The organism is Streptomyces sp. Ag82_O1-12 (assembly GCF_900182715.1).
GTDB lineage: Bacteria > Actinomycetota > Actinomycetes > Streptomycetales > Streptomycetaceae > Streptomyces > Streptomyces massasporeus.
Map to the genome: position 1 here is coordinate 4,315,520 of NZ_FXUW01000001.1, position 17,138 is coordinate 4,332,657.

10 protein-coding genes are annotated in these 17,138 nt (G+C 68.6%); 7 read left to right on the top strand and 3 right to left on the bottom strand.

Features of this window, described 5'->3' with window-relative positions:
* Positions 1–32 precede the first annotated feature (32 nt).
* Positions 33–1,547, bottom strand: a complete 1,515-nt coding sequence (locus QOL88_RS19830) for a glycosyltransferase family 87 protein (RefSeq protein WP_097217873.1) — start codon at positions 1,545–1,547, stop codon at positions 33–35.
* Between the two features lie 127 nt (positions 1,548–1,674).
* Positions 1,675–4,326: a transglycosylase domain-containing protein gene (locus QOL88_RS19835; protein WP_257027832.1), complete on the bottom strand. Its 2,652-nt coding sequence runs from the start codon at positions 4,324–4,326 to the stop codon at positions 1,675–1,677.
* Between the two features lie 402 nt (positions 4,327–4,728).
* On the opposite strand from QOL88_RS19835, the gene QOL88_RS19840 reads away from it, so the two are divergent.
* The 4 genes from QOL88_RS19840 to QOL88_RS19855 all read left to right on the top strand — a co-directional run bounded on the left by QOL88_RS19840 (position 4,729) and on the right by QOL88_RS19855 (position 8,527).
* On the top strand, positions 4,729–5,412 hold the full coding sequence (locus tag QOL88_RS19840; RefSeq protein WP_097217877.1) for a PadR family transcriptional regulator: 684 nt from the start codon (positions 4,729–4,731) through the stop codon (positions 5,410–5,412).
* A gap of 44 nt (positions 5,413–5,456) precedes the next feature.
* Complete coding sequence (locus QOL88_RS19845; RefSeq protein ID WP_097217878.1) at positions 5,457–6,539, top strand: inositol-3-phosphate synthase; 1,083 nt, start codon at positions 5,457–5,459, stop codon at positions 6,537–6,539.
* A gap of 89 nt (positions 6,540–6,628) precedes the next feature.
* Entirely contained in the window at positions 6,629–7,891 is a 1,263-nt protein-coding gene (locus QOL88_RS19850; protein ID WP_097217881.1) for an MFS transporter, read from the top strand.
* Between the two features lie 123 nt (positions 7,892–8,014).
* Positions 8,015–8,527 carry an LppU/SCO3897 family protein gene (locus QOL88_RS19855; protein ID WP_097217883.1) on the top strand — a complete coding sequence of 171 codons (513 nt, stop codon included), beginning with the start codon at positions 8,015–8,017 and terminating at the stop codon, positions 8,525–8,527.
* A 118-nt stretch (positions 8,528–8,645) separates the two neighbouring features.
* On the opposite strand, the gene QOL88_RS19860 is transcribed toward QOL88_RS19855, so the two are convergent.
* Entirely contained in the window at positions 8,646–10,091 is a 1,446-nt protein-coding gene (locus QOL88_RS19860; protein ID WP_097217884.1) for a CCA tRNA nucleotidyltransferase, read from the bottom strand.
* A 280-nt stretch (positions 10,092–10,371) separates the two neighbouring features.
* On the opposite strand from QOL88_RS19860, the gene QOL88_RS19865 reads away from it, so the two are divergent.
* The 3 genes from QOL88_RS19865 (at position 10,372) to QOL88_RS19875 (ending at position 16,982) form a co-directional block, all read left to right on the top strand.
* Positions 10,372–12,777, top strand: a complete 2,406-nt coding sequence (locus QOL88_RS19865; RefSeq protein WP_097217886.1) for a DUF6049 family protein — start codon at positions 10,372–10,374, stop codon at positions 12,775–12,777.
* A gap of 43 nt (positions 12,778–12,820) precedes the next feature.
* Positions 12,821–15,127 (top strand): murein biosynthesis integral membrane protein MurJ, encoded by a 2,307-nt coding sequence (gene murJ, locus QOL88_RS19870; protein ID WP_097217888.1) that lies wholly within the window; start codon positions 12,821–12,823, stop codon positions 15,125–15,127.
* A gap of 142 nt (positions 15,128–15,269) precedes the next feature.
* A complete protein-coding gene (locus QOL88_RS19875) occupies positions 15,270–16,982 on the top strand; it encodes a protein kinase family protein (protein ID WP_097217890.1) in 1,713 nt (570 codons plus the stop codon).
* Positions 16,983–17,138: the final 156 nt, after the last annotated feature.

The window sequence follows — 17,138 nt, forward strand, 5'->3', positions numbered from 1 at the left end:
CATTTCCGGCTACGGCATCTCGTGCCGTTCGCTCAGAGCGAACCACCCGTGGGGCCCGGCCTGCCCCACTCGACCGATGGCCCGTCGAACTGGGCATCGACCATCCGCCGCCGAGGGCGAGCCGCTGGGCCGAAGACGAAGACATCCTCGGCGCCGTCGAGCACTCCACCCGAGGGATCGTCGTCGCCTGAACGCCGCACCGGATCCCGCTCCGGCATGAAGATGTCGCGCACGACCATCACGCACAGGTACAGCGTCCCGAGCAGGTGCAGGCCGATGGCCCAGTGGTAGCCGTCGGTGGGCAGCCCCTTGTGAGCGTCTCCGCTGGTCGTGTACGCGAGGTACAGCCAGATCCCCAGGAAGTACGCCACCTCGCAAGCCTGCCAGATCAGGAAGTCCCGCCACTTCGGCCGGGCGAGAGCGGCCAGCGGCACCAGCCACAGGACGTACTGCGGCGAGTAGACCTTGTTGGTGAGGATGAAGGCCGCGACGATCAGAAAGGCGAGCTGGGCGAAGCGCGGACGGCGCGGGGCGGTCAGTGCGAGCGCCGCGACGGCCGCACAGCACACCAGCATCAGCAGCGTGGCCAGTGTGTTGACGGTGTCGGTGCTGAGCGGGTCATCCGAGTTCTGGGCCATGATCAGCCAGAAGGAACCGAAGTCGACGCCCCGCTCCTGGCTGAACGTGTAGAACTTCGACCAGCCCTCGAAGGCGAAGAGCATCACCGGCCCGTTCACGACGACCCAGGCGACGATCGCGCCCCCCAGAGCCGTACCGAACTCCCGCCACCTGCCCGCGCGCCAGCACAGCACCATCAGCGGCCCCAGGAGCAGGAAGGGGTAGAGCTTGGCCGCCGTGGCCAGCCCCAGCAGGACGCCGAACGCGAGGGAACGGCCACGTGACCACATCAGCATCGCCGCCGCAGTCAGAGCCACGGCGAGCAGGTCCCAGTTGATGGTCGCCGTCAGCGCGGCGGCAGGCGCCAGGGCGACCAGCAGGCCGTCCCAGGGACGCCGGGCGTGGGTGCGGGTCACGCAGACGACGATGACCGCCGCACACACCATGAGCATCCCGGCGTTGACCATCCAGTACCACTGCTCCTGGTCCTGGATGGTGCCGCTGCCGGGCGTGAGCCAGGAGGCCACTTCCATGAAGACACCGGTGAGCACCGGGTACTCCAGGTACTGCATGTCGCCGGGAAGCCGGTCGAAATACGGCACGAGCCCATCAGCGAAGCCCCGCCCCTGGTAGAGGTGGGGGATGTCGGAGTAGCACGCGTGCGTGTACTGGGAGCTGGCGCCGAAGAACCAGGCGCCGTCGTAGCAGGGCGCCTTCTGGACCAGGCCGAGGGCGAACATACCGATCGCCACCAACGCGATCACCCGCACGGGAGTCCACCAGGACGACCCGAGCAGGGCACGCCGCCCGAGCGGACCGCCGATCAGCTCGCTGCCGGCCGCGGCGACCTCGTCCTCTTTGGTCGGCCGCACCGGCTCCCGCTCATGGACGCTCGCTTGCGTCGATTCTGCACTGGCCATGCCGCACATCCTGCCGTACGAGTCTGGCAATACGCCGAGGGCCGCCGCACCCGAAGGGGACGGCGGCCCTCGTTTCACGTGAAACACCCTCGCGTTTCACGTGAAACACCCAAGCCGGGCGATCTGGCAGCGGGGGCTATCCTTCGGGGCCTCCGAAGATGCCTCCGTTGTCGTTACCTCTGCTATTGCCGCCGTTCTCACTCGTGTCGGTCGGTGCGGGCGGGGAGCTCACTCCTCCGTCGGCACCGCCGTTCTCCGTGCCACCGTTCTCCGTGCCACCGTCGTTCTCGCATCCGAAGAACCCACAGGTGTTACTCGGTGTGGGCGACGGAGTCGTGGTCTCGCTGGGCGTGGGGCTCGGCGACTCGGTCACGGTCTCGCTGGGCTCCACGCTGGGCGTCGGCTTCGGCGACGGAGCGCCCACTTCGTCCTGGATGACGCCGATCTTCTCGGCCTCGGGGAAGCCGACGTCGGTCTCGCCCTTGAGCGCGGCCTTCATGTACTCGGTCCACACCTGCGTGGGAGTGTCACCACCGTGGATGGATTCCTCACCCGCCGTGCCGTTCATCGAGAGCAGCTTGGCGCTCTTGGGATCCTCGCGGAACATCGCGACCGAGGTCGACAGCTGCTGGGTGTAGCCGACGAACCAGGCGGACTTGTTCTCGTCCGTGGTACCGGTCTTGCCGGCCGCTGTACGGCCCAGGGCCAGCGCGTTCTTACCCGTACCGTTCTGGATGACGTTCTCCAGAGTGTCGGTGACGTTGTTGGCCACCTGCTCGGACATCGCCCGCGTGACCCTCGGCTTCTCGAAGCCCTCGATCTCCCGGCCGTTGAACTTGACGCTGGTCACCGAGTACGGGGCGGCCTGCTTGCCCGCCGCGGCGAACGTCGCGTAGGCGTCGGCCATACGGATCGCACTGGGGGTCGACGTACCGAGCGCGAACGACGGGTTGAGCGTGGCGAAGCTGGCGTCCAGGATGCCGGACTTCTCGGCCACGTCCCGCACGTTCCTCATCCCCACGTCCATGCCGAGTTGCACGAACGGCGTGTTGACCGACTGCTCCATCGCCTTGCGCAGGGAGATGTAACCCCACGGGTGGTCGCTCTCGTTCTCCTGGAAGAACGGGGTGTTGTCCTTCTTCAGGACGTAGGAGCCGTCGTTGTTCCTGACCTTGAGATGGTCGTTGCCGTTGTACTTGCTCAGCGGCGAGAGGGGGCCCTCGCTCCGGTAGGTGCCGTGCTCCATCGCGGCGGCGAGCACGAACGGCTTCCACGTCGAACCGACCGGCACACCCGAGGTGTCCGCGTTGTTGTTGAAGTGGCCGTTCTCGTACCCGGCGCCGCCGTAGAGCGCGACGATCGCGCCGTCGTTGGGCTTCACCGACGCCGCGCCGAACTGGACGTGCTTGTCCAGCTCACGGTTCTCCGGGTCGAGCTTCTCCTTCTCGACCTTCTTGACAGCCTTGGCCAGAGCCTCGACGTTGGCCTTCTTGAAGGTCGTCTTGATCTGGTAGCCGCCCTGGTCGAACTGCTTCTCGGAGATGTTGGAGTGGTTCAGGACGTATTTTTTGGCCGTGTCCGCCAGGTACCCGATCTGGCCGGTCATGCCCTTGGACGCCTTGCGGGGATCAGGCTCGGGGTATTTCTTGATCGCGTCCTGGTACTGCTTGTCCGTGATCCTCTCGTCGTTGTGCATCTGCTCGAGGATCCAGCCCCAACGCGCCTCGGAGCGCTTACGGTTGGCTGTGGCGGTCGCCGTCTCGTCGATGCTTTCGTTACCCGCGGGGTCGTAGTACGTCGGACCCTTGAGAAGCGCGGCGAGGAAGGCGGACTCGCTCGGAGTGAGGTATCGCGCCTCCTTGCCGTAGTAGGTCTGGGCCGCGGCCTGGATGCCGTACGCGCCACGGCCGTAGTAAGAGGTGTTGAGGTACCCCTGGAGGATCTCGTCCTTGGAGAGCTTCGTGCCCACCTTGATCGAGATGAACATCTCCTTGAACTTACGGCTGAGCGACTGCTCCTGGCTCAGGTAGGTGTTCTTGACGAACTGCTGGGTGATCGTCGAACCGCCCTGCGTGTCACCGCCCCGGGCCATGTTCGCCAGGGCCCGGGCGATACCCATGGGGTCGACGCCCCTGTCCTGGTAGAAGCTCTTGTTCTCGGCCGAGATCACCGCCCACCGCATGGCTGGGGGAATCCGGTCGATCGTGACGTTCTGCCGGTTCTGGCCGCTGCCCGCCGCGACCATCTGGGAGCCGTCCTCCCAGTAGTAGACGTTGTTCTGCGACAGGGCCGCAGCGTTCTCCTCATTGGGCACGCCCACCATGGCGTAGCCGATACCCGCCACGGCCACCAGGCTGCCGAAGAAGCCGATGCACAGGCCGGAGACGAGCTTCCACGACGGCATCCAGCGCTGCCAGCCGTACTTGCCGGCCCGCGGATAGTCGATCAGCCGGTTCTTGTCGGGAACGGCGGCGGCGCGGCCTCTGCCCCGGCCGGGCCCGTTCGGCCCGCCGGGGGCGGCACGCCGGCCACCTCGAGTCGGTTCGGCCGCTCTGCGGCGGCTGCCCCCCGTACTTCTCTGCGCAGCACGGCGGGCCTCGGCACGGCCGCCGTACTGACGCTCCTCACCCCCTGAGTCGAAAGCGTCCGACCCATAGGAGTCGGACGGAGACCCGGTGGCGCCTCGCGGTGCCGCACGGCGGCCGGAGGACGAGCCGGACTGGCCGCGTCGGGCCGCGGCACGTCCGCCTCCCTGCGGCTGCGGCGGTTTGCGACGGTGCTCGCTCATCGAACGACTACTCCTCGGGCAGGCGCACCCCTGCGCGCCTGGAAACGGCGGCTAGTTTCCGGTCCCCCCGAAGTACGGATGCGGTCGGCTCCGCATTCATCGGTCCCGCATGCACCCGTACTACACCGAAGACGACGACGTTCTCAGGCGTCACTCGGTTCCCGGTGATGTGCATGGCGCACAGACTACGCACCGTCAAAACCTGCCGAGCCCCGAAGTTCACCCCAAATCAGGCAACTCGTGTCCGATGAATCGGTGATGTGATCCCGGTCACCGGACCCCCTCTTGTCGCATCCGGAAGGCCGTTCTATCGTCGTGATGTATCGACTCGATACATCAGCTCGACACATCGGTCCGACACATCGAACCGATACATGCGCACCGCGGCGAGAGGAGGCGACGATGAGCCGGCGTTCCGGGATCCTCGAGTTCGCCGTACTCGGCCTGCTCCGCGAGTCTCCGATGCACGGCTATGAGCTGCGCAAACGGCTCAACACGTCGCTGGGCGTCTTCCGTGCGTTCAGCTACGGGACGCTCTACCCCTGCCTCAAGACGCTGGTCGCCAACGGCTGGTTGATCGAGGAGCCCGGGAGCACCCCCGAGGAAGCCCTCGCCGCCCCCCTCGCGGGGCGCCGCGCCAAGATCGTCTACCGGTTGACGGCGGAGGGTAAGGAGCACTTCGAGCAGCTGCTCTCGCAGACGGGGCCCGACGCGTACGAGGACGAGACCTTCGCAGCCCGTTTCGCCTTCTTCGGACAGACCTCACGCGATGTCCGCATGCGCGTGCTGGAAGGCCGCCGCAGCCGGCTGGAGGAGCGGCTGGAGAAGATGAGCGCGTCCCTGGCCCGGACCCGGGAGCGCCTCGACGATTACACGCTCGAGCTCCAGCGCCACGGAATGGAGTCCGTGGAGCGCGAGGTGCGCTGGCTGAACGAGCTCATCGAGAGCGAGCGGGCGGGGCGGGACCTCAAGGGTCCGGCCTCCGGAGAGCCCGCATCGCGCGACACCACATCTGGAGCGTCGGGCGTCCTGCCCCGGCCGGGGGACGACCCCCGGCCGGATACGCCCGACGACACCGCCACGTGAGAGCCCACTCAGGGCCTCACTCGTACACACAGGGAGCAACCGCCATGGGTTCGGTTCGCGTAGCCATCGTCGGTGTGGGCAACTGCGCCGCATCGCTGGTGCAGGGAGTCGAGTACTACAAGGACGCCGACCCGGCGTCCAGGGTGCCGGGCCTGATGCACGTCCAGTTCGGCGACTACCACGTCAGCGACGTCGAGTTCGTCGCCGCGTTCGACGTGGACGCCAAGAAGGTCGGTCTCGACCTGGCGGACGCCATCGGCGCCTCCGAGAACAACACCATCAAGATCTGCGACGTCCCCAGCACGGGTGTCACGGTGCAGCGCGGCCACACCCTCGACGGTCTCGGCAAGTACTACCGCGAGACCATCGAGGAGTCCGCCGAGGAGCCGGCCGACATCGTCCAGGTCCTCAAGGACCGGCAGGTCGACGTCCTCGTCTGCTACCTGCCCGTCGGCTCCGAGGACGCGGCGAAGTACTACGCGCAGTGCGCCATCGACGCCAAGGTCGCCTTCGTCAACGCCCTCCCGGTCTTCATCGCCGGCACCAAGGAGTGGGCGGACAAGTTCACCGAGGCGGGCGTACCGATCGTCGGCGACGACATCAAGTCGCAGGTGGGCGCCACCATCACGCACCGCGTGATGGCGAAGCTGTTCGAGGACCGGGGCGTCATCCTGGACCGCACGATGCAGCTGAACGTCGGCGGCAACATGGACTTCAAGAACATGCTCGAGCGCGACCGCCTCGAGTCGAAGAAGATCTCCAAGACGCAGGCCGTCACCTCCCAGATCCGCGACCGCGAGCTGGGCGAGGGCAACGTCCACATCGGCCCGTCCGACTACGTCGCCTGGCTGGACGACCGCAAGTGGGCCTACGTCCGCCTTGAGGGCCGTGCCTTCGGTGACGTCCCGCTGAACCTGGAGTACAAGCTCGAGGTCTGGGACTCCCCGAACTCCGCCGGCGTCATCATCGACGCCCTGCGCGCCGCGAAGATCGCCAAGGACCGCGGCATCGGTGGTCCGATCCTCTCCGCGTCGAGCTACTTCATGAAGTCCCCGCCCGTGCAGTACTTCGACGACGAAGCCCGCGAGAACGTCGAGAAGTTCATCAAGGGTGAGGTCGAGCGCTGAGGCGCCGCAACCAGTCGCTCCTGCCAGGGCTGTGAGGGTCCCCGGGTCGTACGACCCGGGGACCCTCCCCGTATGTGAGGCTGGGCCCCATGGCCGTCGTCCGTGACCTGCGCGTCCTGTTGCGCTTTCAGGGTTTCCGGCGCCTGCTCGCCGTACGTCTGCTGTCCCAGGGTGCCGACGGCGTCTACCAGGTCGCGCTCGCCGCGTACGTGGTCTTCTCACCGGAGAAGGAGACCTCGGCGGCCGGTGTCGCCTCCGCGATGGCCGTGCTGCTGCTCCCGTACTCCCTCGTCGGCCCCTTCGCCGGCGTTCTGCTGGACCGCTGGAGGCGCCGTCAGGTCCTGCTGCTCGGCAGCCTGTTGCGCGCCCTGCTGGCCCTTGTGACGGCCCTGCTGATCCTCAGTCCGGCACCGGACTGGCTCTTTTACGTCTCGGCCCTGTGCGTCACCGCCGTCAACCGCTTCGTCCTGTCGGGCCTTTCCGCCGCCCTTCCGCGTGTGGTCGACGCCGACCGCTTGGTCATCGCCAACTCCCTCTCCCCGACGGCCGGGACGCTGGCCGCGACCGCGGGCGGCGGCCTCGCCTTCGTCGTGCGCCTGGCGGTGGCGGACTCGGACGCCGCGGTGGTCCTCGTGGGAGCCGGGCTGTATCTGTGCGCAGCGCTCGCATCGCTGAGCATGGCGCGCGAACTCCTCGGCCCTGACCGGCCCTTGCCGCGAGAGGAGATCGGAACGGCTCTCACGGGCACCGCCCGCGACCTGGCGGCGGGCGTGCGTCACCTGGCCGCGCCGCAGCGCCGGGAGGCCGCCTGGGCGCTCGCGGCGATGTCGCTGATGCGGTTCTGCTACGGCGCCCTGCTGGTCATGCTGCTGATGCTGTGCCGGTACGCGCTCACCTCGACCGCGGACGACGGACTCGCCCTGCTGGGACTGGCGTTGGGCTTCTCCGGCGCCGGGTTCTTCGCGGCTGCCGTGGCGACCCCCTGGAGCGCGGGGCGGCTCGGGCCGGGCCGCTGGATCGTCGTGTGCGCGGGAGCCGCGGCGCTGCTGGAGCCCGCGCTCGGACTGCCGTTCGCCACCGCTCCGCTGCTGGCCGCGGCCTTCGTCCTGGGGCTGACCACCCAGGGCGCGAAGATCGCCACGGACACCATCGTCCAGTCCTCCGTCGAGGACGGCTTCCGTGGCCGGATCTTCTCCGTTTACGACGTCCTCTTCAACGTTTCCTTCGTCGGCGCGGCCGCCGTGGCCGCCGTGATGCTGCCGCCGGACGGCCGGTCCGTCCCGCTGGTGATCACGATCGCCGTTATCTACGCGGCAGTAGCTGTGGCTATGGCCCGTTTTGGTCGCCAGTAAGTGTCACATCAATGACACAGAGCCACTTCCGGCTACTGCATTGTCAGTGCGGACCGCTACCTTACGTGGGTCTTATCTCGCGACATGTTCGCGTCACTCACCATGTTCTAGGGGGACCCCCAAGTGACCATTCCGCCGCCCCAGGGCAATCCATTCGCGCAGGGCCAGCCCGCGGCTGCACCCCAGGCTCCGGTCCCGCCCCAGGGCGGCTACCCCCAGCAGCCCGGACAGCCCGGCTTCCCGCCCCAGGGCGCCGCTCCGTACGCTCCGGTCCCCCCGCAGCCGTCCGGCCGCAAGCTCAGCTTCAAGACGATCAAGAACATCGTCATTGTCATAGCCGTGGCGGGCGTGGCCATCGGCGGCTACCTGGCCAGCCGGGACGACGCCAACACGGCGGCCATCGGCGACTGCATGCACCGCGGCAGCACGAGCGACGACAACCCGGACCTCGAGGTCGTCGAGTGCAGTGACGCGAAGGCCCAGTACAAGGTGCTGGCCAAGATCGAGGGCTCGTACCTCACGCAGACGCTGGCCTCCAGCAAGTGCGAGGCCGAGGCCAAGGACTTCCAGTACACGTACACCGAGAGCGGTGACGGCAAGGACTTCCTGCTCTGCCTGAAGGACTACAAGAAGTAGGCAGACGGACCGAGGGGTGGTGTTTCACGTGAAACACCACCCCTCGGTCCGTCGCCGGCAGGACGCCTGGCCGCGTGGGGGTCATGTTTCACGTGAAACATGACCCCGTTTCACAGCCTCAGCCCTCCTGCCCGGCCCACCACTCCTTGAGCGCAGCCACCGCGGCGTCATGCTCCATCGGCCCGTTCTCCAAGCGCATCTCCAGCATGTGCTGGTAGGCGCGGCCGACGGCCGGGCCGGGGCCCACGCCGAGGATTTCCATGATCTGGTTGCCGTCGAGGTCCGGACGGATCGAGTCCAGCTCCTCCTGCTCCTGCAACTTGGCGATGCGCTCTTCCAGCCCGTCGTAGGCACGCGAGAGAGCCGCCGCCTTGCGCTTGTTGCGCGTCGTGCAGTCCGAGCGGGTCAGCTTGTGGAGGCGGGTCAAGAGCGGACCGGCGTCACGGACGTAGCGGCGGACCGCCGAGTCCGTCCACTCACCGGTGCCGTAGCCGTGGAAGCGCAGGTGGAGTTCGACCAGACGTGAGACGTCCTTGACCAGCTCGTTGGAGTACTTCAGAGCCGTCATGCGCTTCTTGGTCATCTTCGCCCCGACCACCTCGTGATGGTGGAACGAGACCCGGCCGTCCTTCTCGAACCGGCGCGTGCGCGGCTTGCCGATGTCGTGAAGGAGAGCGGCCAGGCGGAGGGTGAGGTCCGGACCGTCCTCCTCCAGCGCCATCGCCTGCTCCAGGACGATCAGCGAGTGGTCGTAGACGTCCTTGTGGCGGTGGTGCTCGTCACGCTCCAGGCGCAGAGCCGGCAGCTCGGGCACCACGCGTTCGGCGAGGCCAGTCTCGACGAGCAGCGTCAGACCTGTGCGCGGCTGCTGGGAAAGGATCAGCTTGTTCAGCTCGTCCCGCACCCGCTCCGCCGAGACGATCTCGATACGCCCGGCCATCTCCGTCATCGCCGTGACGACCTCGGGGGCGACCTCGAAACCGAGCTGAGCCGCGAAGCGCGCGGCCCTCATCATCCGCAGGGGGTCGTCCGAGAACGACTCTTCCGGCGTACCGGGAGTACGCAGCACACGCGCCGCGAGGTCCTCGAGCCCCCCGTGCGGGTCGACGAACTCCTTCTCCGGCAGGGCCACCGCCATCGCGTTCACCGTGAAGTCACGGCGGACGAGATCCTCCTCGATGGAGTCCCCGTACGACACCTCGGGCTTGCGCGAGGTGCGGTCGTAGGCCTCGGAGCGGTAGGTGGTCACCTCGATCTGGTAGCCGCCCTTGTGCGCACCGACCGTGCCGAAGGCGATACCGACCTCCCAGACGGCGTCCGCCCACGGGCGCACGATCTTGAGGACGTCCTCGGGGCGGGCGTCGGTCGTGAAGTCCAGGTCGTTGCCGAGCCGGCCCAGCAGCGCGTCCCGTACCGAGCCACCGACGAGGGCGAGTGAGAACCCGGCCTCCTGGAAGCGGCGGGCGAGGTCGTCGGCGACGGGAGCGACCCGCAACAGTTCACTCACCGCGCGGTGCTGCACCTGGCTCAGGGCACTGGACGTTTCTTCGTTGGCGTTCGGCACAACAGAAGAGGGTACGTGGCCCGCGCCACCGCGAGCTCCTCCTATTCCGCACGCCATTCCCCTACGCAGATGCATGGGGACACGTCCGTCATGGGCGCACAAGCGCAACTCCCGAGCCGTAAAGAGCTGCTCCCGCCCATAGAGTCACATACTGGGCAGCACGGAGTCGGCCCCGCGATCTTGTGGGGCGGACCGCGGCACTTCCCCTCAGCGCGCATCGTTACCATGCGTGGACGCACATTCCGACGACCACTGACGACGACGAGGGACGGACGAGCGCGTGGCCGAGGCGGCAGACTTCCAGAGGACCAGTGCCTCACCTGCCCGCCGCTGGCTGCGGCGCACCGGGGCACTGCTCACCGGCGCGCCGCTGCTGGCCGGACTCCTCCAGTTGCCCGCCGCGACGCCGGCGGACGCGGCCGGGCAGGAGTCCCTGCAGGCTGCCGCCGGCGCGGGCTCGGTATCGGTCGCCGTCGACTCGCTCACCCCCAGCACCCCCTCCGAGGGCGACACGGTCACCGTGTCGGGCACCGTGACGAACAACGGCAAGCAGACCGTCACCGGCGCCCATGTAGACCTCCAGGTGGGGCCCCCTCTCGAGACCCGCTCGTCGATCGAAACCCTCGCCAAGAAGAGCGACGATCTCCAGGGGCCCTCCGGCGAGAAGGTCGGCGGCAAGTACACCGAGAAGTACTCCGCGCTCACCCCCGGCGTCGCGCGGCCCTTCAGCATCTCCGTACCGGCCGACAAGCTGGATCTCGGCAGTGACGGCGTCTACCAGCTGGCCGTCTCGCTCTCCGGGGAGACCTCGGCGCAGCCCTGGGACCAGGTTCTCGGCATCCAGCGCACGTTCCTGCCCTGGCAGCCGGAGGAAGCCGGCACCAAGACGAAGACCACCTTCCTGTGGCCGCTCGTCTCCAGCGCCCACATGGCGGCCGAGACGGGGTCGAACGAGCAGCAGACGCCGGTCTTCCGTGACGACGAGCTCGCCGAGGAGATCTCCCCGGGTGGCCGCCTCGACCAGATGGTGTCGCTGGGCAAGGGCCTCGACGTCACATGGGTGGTCGACCCGGACCTGCTGGCGTCCGTCGACGCGATGACACGGAGCTACCAGGTCCGCGCTGCGGACGGCAGCACCACGCCCGGCAAGAACCAGGAGGTCGCCAAGCACTGGCTGGCCGAGCTCCAGCAGGCGGTCACGGGCAACGAGGTGGCCGCCCTGCCCTTCGGCGACCCGGACCTGGCCTCCCTCGCCCACAACGGCACGAACGTCACCGGCTCCCTGGGCCACCTCAAGGAGGCCACCGACGTCGCCGACGAGACGGTGGACACGATCCTCCACGTGAAACCGTCCACGGACTTCGTCTGGCCGGTGGACGGCGCCGTCGACCCGTCGATCGTGAAGGTCGCCACATCCGCGGGCGCCGACAAGGTGATCACCCGCAGCGACAGCCTCCAGGACAACCTGCCGTACACACCCTCCGCGGCCCGGCCCATCGGCGGCGGCACCACGGCCGTCGTCGCGGACTCCCGGATGTCGACGGCCTTCCAGGGCGACCTGACCAAGGCCTCCGCCTCCACGCTCGCCGTGCAGCGTTTCCTGGCCCAGAGCCTCACGCTCGGCCTGCAGACCGGCAAGCAGCGCAGCGTTGTCGTCGCCCCGCAGCGCATGCCGTCCGTGAGCCAGGCACAGGCCATGGCAGAAGCGCTGGGTGCCCTCCAGGACGGGAACTGGTCCGAATCGCAGGACCTCACGGCCGCCGCCAAGGCCAAGCCCGACCCGGAGGCCGACACGAAGGTGCCGTCGGCCTCCGCCTACCCCTCCTCGCTGCGCAAGCAGGAGCTGCCGCGGTCCGCCTTCGAGCAGATCGCCCGGACCCAGGGCAAGCTCGACAAGTTCAAGGTGATCCTCACCCGCCAGTCCCGGGTGGTGACCCCGTTCGGGCGGGCCATGAACCGCGAGATGTCCACGTCGTGGCGCGGCCGGGGCATCGCGGCGGTGGGATACCGCGATGGCATCGAGTCGTACCTCAACGGGCTCATCGACGGGGTCAAGCTGATCCCGAAGTCGGAGACCAAGCTCTCCGGCCGCAGTGCCACGATCCCCGTCACCGTGCAGAACAACCTCGTCCAGGGTGTCGAGCACCTGGAACTGCGGCTCACGTCGAAGAACCCCACGCGCCTCAAGATCGACGGAGACGCCTACGAGGAGCAGCCCGTCACCGTCAACGGCGGCCACGCCCAGTCGGTGAAGTTCACCACGTCGGCCAACGCCAACGGCCGAGCCGAAGTCGTCGCCCAGCTGTACACGGAGGACGGCCAGAAGTACGGCGCCCCGGTCACCTTCGACGTGAAGGTCACCGAGGTCACGCCCACGGTGATGCTGGTCATCGGCGGTGGCGTCCTGCTCCTGGTCCTCGCGGGCTTCCGGATGTACACCCACCGCAAGCGCGCCGCCGCACGCGAGGCAGCCGAGGACGACACCGCCGAGGCGGACGACGAGTCCGACGGCCCGCACGACCGGGAAGACACTCCGCAGAACCCGGAGCCCTCCAGCGCACGTCTCAAGGAGGAGGCCGGGGCCGGCTCAGGGGCAGACACCTCCGAGCAGCCGAGTGACCCGGCCCCGGACACCGCAGCGGAAAGCACCGACCCGTCCGGCACGGGTGAGAGAGTGGACCGTTGAGAAATCGTGGCCGGTGGGCCCGGGACGATGAGGTGGGGTAAGCATGAACGCGCCGTACGACGGTGACCGCGGCCGTGCCGCGGGCAACTCGGGCTACCCCGACGCGGGCGGGCCCGAGGGTTCACCGCCCGAGCACGGCCAGGTGCCGCCGCAGCCGCCCGCGGACATCTACCTCCAGGACGCCTACGGCCAGGACCCCTACCGGGCACAGGACCTCTCCGCCCAGGACCCGGTCGGCGAGGCGCTCTACGACCGCTCCGCGCACCCGCCGCCCGCTCCCGGCACGTACCAGCCACAGCAGCAGTTGTACGGTCAGCCGCCGCAGTCGCCGTACGCGCCCGACCCGCAGGTGTGGGCGCAGACACCCGCGCCGGAGCCGGAGGGTCCGACCCGTCATCTGCCGTACGGCGACGACCCCCGCACCACCCAGTTCGTCGGCGTCGACGACCTCGTCTCCCAGGCGGGCGAGCCGCGCCAGGAGCCGGACGCGTTCGCGCACCTCTTCCGGGACCAGCAGCAGGGCAGCGGTCACCCGTCGTACGAGTCGCACTCGGTCCCCGGCCCGTCCCCGGCCCCGGGGCAGATGGCACAGGGCCCGTACGCACCGCAGGGTCAGTACACGGAGCAGTACGCGGAGCCCGGCCGGACCGCGGCGGTACCGCCCGTAGTGAACGAGACGCCGGCCCCCGAGCCCACCGCCGCATCCGCCCCCAAGAAGGGCGGCCGCGCCGCGGGCCTGATGAAGTCCAGCGCCGTGATGGCGGCGGGCACGATGGTCTCCCGCCTCACCGGCTTCATCCGCTCCGCGCTGATCGTGTCGGCGCTGGGCGTCGGCCTCCTGGGTGACACCTTCCAGGTCGCCTACCAGCTGCCGACGATGATCTACATCCTCACCGTCGGCGGTGGTCTCAACTCCGTCTTCGTGCCGCAGCTCGTGCGCGCCATGAAGGAGGACAACGACGGCGGCGAAGCGTACGCCAACCGCCTGCTCACCCTGGTCATCGTGACGCTGGGCGGACTCACCGCGCTCTCCGTCCTCGGCGCACCGCTCCTGATCCGCGTGCTGTCGGACCCGGTGGCGAGCGACCCGGCGGCGAACGAGGTCGCCGTCACCTTCGCCCAGTACTTCCTGCCCACCATCTTCTTCATGGGCATCCACGTGGTGATGGGCCAGATCCTCAACGCCCGTGGCAAGTTCGGCGCGATGATGTGGACTCCGGTCCTGAACAACATCGTCATCATCGTGACGCTGGGCATGTTCATCTACGTCTACGGCACCGCGGCCGACTCCGGGATGAAGGCCGCCAACATCCCGCCGGAGGGCCAGCGCCTGCTCGGCATCGGCGTCCTGCTCGGCCTCGTGGTCCAGGCGCTCGCGATGATCCCCTACCTGCGCGAGACCGGCTTCCGGCTGCGACTGCGCTTCGACTGGAAGGGCCAGGGGCTCGGCAAGGCTGTCACGCTGGCCAAGTGGACGGTGCTCTTCGTCCTCGCCAACCAGGCCGGCGCCATGATCGTCATCCAGCTGTCCACCGCGGCGGGCAAGGCCTCGCCGGTGGACGGCACCGGCTTCGCCGCCTACGCCAACGCACAGCTGATCTGGGGCCTGCCGCAGGCCATCATCACGGTCTCCCTCATGGCCGCCCTACTGCCGCGCCTGTCGCGCTCGGCGGCCGAGGGCGACGGGGGCGCCGTCCGCGACGACATCTCCCAGGGCCTGCGCACCACGGCGGTGGCGATCGTGCCGATCGCGTTCGGGTTCCTCTCCCTCGGCATCCCGATGTGCACCCTGATGTTCGGCTCCTCGGGCACCAGCGAGGCCACCAACATGGGCTTCATGCTCATGGCGTTCGGACTCGGCCTGATCCCGTACTCCGTGCAGTACGTGGTCCTGCGTGCCTTCTACGCCTATGAGGACACCCGAACTCCCTTCTACAACACGGTCATCGTGGCCGCGGTCAACGCGGGCGCCTCGGCGATCTGCTACTTCGTCATCCCGTCCCGCTGGGCCGTGGTCGGCATGGCCGCCTCGTACGGCCTGGCCTACGCGATCGGCGTCGGCGTCGCCTGGCGCCGGCTGCGCAAGCGGCTCGGCGGAGACCTCGACGGCGCCCGCGTCCTGCGGACTTACGCCCGGCTGTGTATCGCGTCGGTTCCGGCCGCCCTGCTCAGCGGCGCGGCCTGCTACGGCATCGGCCACTCGCTGGGCCAGGGCCCGGCCGGCTCGCTCGCCGCGGTCCTGGCCGGCGGCGTCGTACTGCTCGGGATCTTCTTCGTCGCCGCCCGCCGCATGCGCATCGAGGAACTCAACTCGCTGGTCGGCATGGTCCGCGGACGCCTGGGACGCTGAGTCGGGGGGTAGGCGCACAACCATCGTCAGCCACCGCGTGTCGTGCATAGCGGCGGACTGTGGGCACAATTGGTTTCGGCGTCGGGCTGCATGCATGGGACGCCGGGCCCGGCGCGTAATGGATGGGGAGGCAGGAACGACGGTGGCGGAACGGAGTACGGCTGCCGTCGACGTGGCAGACAACAGCGACGAGACGTCGCTGACCGCACAGGCGGACCAGTCCACGGCCGACGGGGTGGCCAAGAACCGGGAGCGGGACACGGACAGCGACGAGGTACAGGAGAGCACCGGGACCGACGGTGCCGGAACGACCTCGCCGCCCGAACTGCACAGTGGTCACAAACTCGCCAGGCGCTACCGCCTCGAGGAGTGCGTCACCCGTCTGGACGGATTCAGCAGTTGGCGTGCCGTGGACGAGAAGCTCCGCCGTGCCGTCGGGGTGCACATCCTGCCCGCCGACCACTCACGGGCCCGTTCCGTCCTGGCGGCCGCCCGCTCGTCCGCCCTCCTGGGTGACCCACGCTTCGTCCAGGTGCTGGACGCGGTGGAGGAGAACGACGTCGTCTACGTCGTGCACGAATGGCTGCCCGACGCGACGGAACTGACCACGCTCCTCGCCTCCGGGCCCCTGGAGCCCTACGACGCCTACCAGATGGTCAGTCAGGTCTCCTCCGCCATGGCCGCCGCCCATCGTGAGGGCCTCGCCCATCTGCGGCTGAACCCCAACGCCGTGCTCCGTGCCTCGACCGGCCAGTGGCGCATCCGCGGCCTCGCAGTCAACGCCGCCCTGCGCGGCGTCTCGTCCGACACACCGCAGCGCACGGACACCGAGGCCATCGGTGCCCTGCTGTACGCGGCGCTCACCCAGCGCTGGCCGTACGAGAGCGACGCCTACGGCCTGTCGGGCCTGCCGAAGGACATCGGCCTGATCGCGCCCGACCAGGTGCGGGCCGGTGTACACCGCGGTCTGTCCGAGCTCTCCATGCGCGCGCTCGTCAACGACGGCGCCACCGCGTCCCGGCACGAGTCGCCGTGCACCACGCCGGAGGAGCTGGTGAAGGCGATCGGCGAGATGCCCCGCATCCGTCCGCCGGAGCCGGCGTTCACCGCCCCGCCCGAGTACCAGCGCACGACGTACCAGCAGGGCACGTACGGCCGTCAGACCCCGCGCCCCGGCGTCACCCAGCCGGTCCCGACTCCGCCGCCCCCGCTCCAGAGCCGCACGGGCAAGGCCTTGAAGTGGGCCGTCTCCGCGCTCCTGATCGCCGCGCTGGGCCTCGGCAGCTGGCAGCTGGCGGACGCGCTGATGGACCAGGGCGGCAAGAACGAGGACCCGGGCCAGACGCAGACGAACGACGGGGACGGCGGCAACAAGCCGGTCGCACCGCTGAAGCAGATCCCGATCGACAGCGTGCGGGAGTTCACCCCGGGCGGTTCCGGCATACAGGAGGACGAGGTCCAGCTCGCCGTCGACGGCCAGGCGGACACCGCGTGGATCACGCCGGAGTACCGGGGGTACCCCAACTTCGGGAATCTGCCGCAGCGCAAGGACGGCAGCGGGCTGATCCTGGACCTCGGCAAGGTTACAAACGTGTCCCGTCTCGATATTTCCATGTATCGAAGCGGGCAGACAGCACAGGTTCTCGCCGCCGATGCCGATATTTCCGATCCGTCATCTCTGAGTGATTTCTCCGAGGAAATCACCGAATTGTCGACTGTGGGTTCCGACCTCAAGGTCACGCTGAAGAAGCCGGTCAAGACGCGTTACGTCTTCATCCACATCACGGAACTTCCGGCCGACGGCTCCGCGGACCGCTTCCGAGGAGGTATCTCAGAAATTCAAGTGCGCGGCTGAGAGCGCTCCAGCTGCACCGCAAGCGCGTCCGGTTCGAAGTTCAGGCTCCGAACCGGACGCAAGGATCAGCCGCAGTGACCCCAGTCGGAATTGTCACCTGTGGTCCCCACCTGGCCGAGGAAGCGCACGCACGCCCCATTGGCATACAGGCTCACC

Coding starts and splice junctions, on each gene's coding strand:
- QOL88_RS19830 (WP_097217873.1), bottom strand. CDS start 1,547: ATGTGCGGCATGGCCAGTGCAGAATCGACGCAAGCGAGCGTCCATGAG.
- QOL88_RS19835 (WP_257027832.1), bottom strand. CDS start 4,326: ATGAGCGAGCACCGTCGCAAACCGCCGCAGCCGCAGGGAGGCGGACGT.
- QOL88_RS19840 (WP_097217877.1), top strand. CDS start 4,729: ATGAGCCGGCGTTCCGGGATCCTCGAGTTCGCCGTACTCGGCCTGCTC.
- QOL88_RS19845 (WP_097217878.1), top strand. CDS start 5,457: ATGGGTTCGGTTCGCGTAGCCATCGTCGGTGTGGGCAACTGCGCCGCA.
- QOL88_RS19850 (WP_097217881.1), top strand. CDS start 6,629: ATGGCCGTCGTCCGTGACCTGCGCGTCCTGTTGCGCTTTCAGGGTTTC.
- murJ (WP_097217888.1), top strand. CDS start 12,821: ATGAACGCGCCGTACGACGGTGACCGCGGCCGTGCCGCGGGCAACTCG.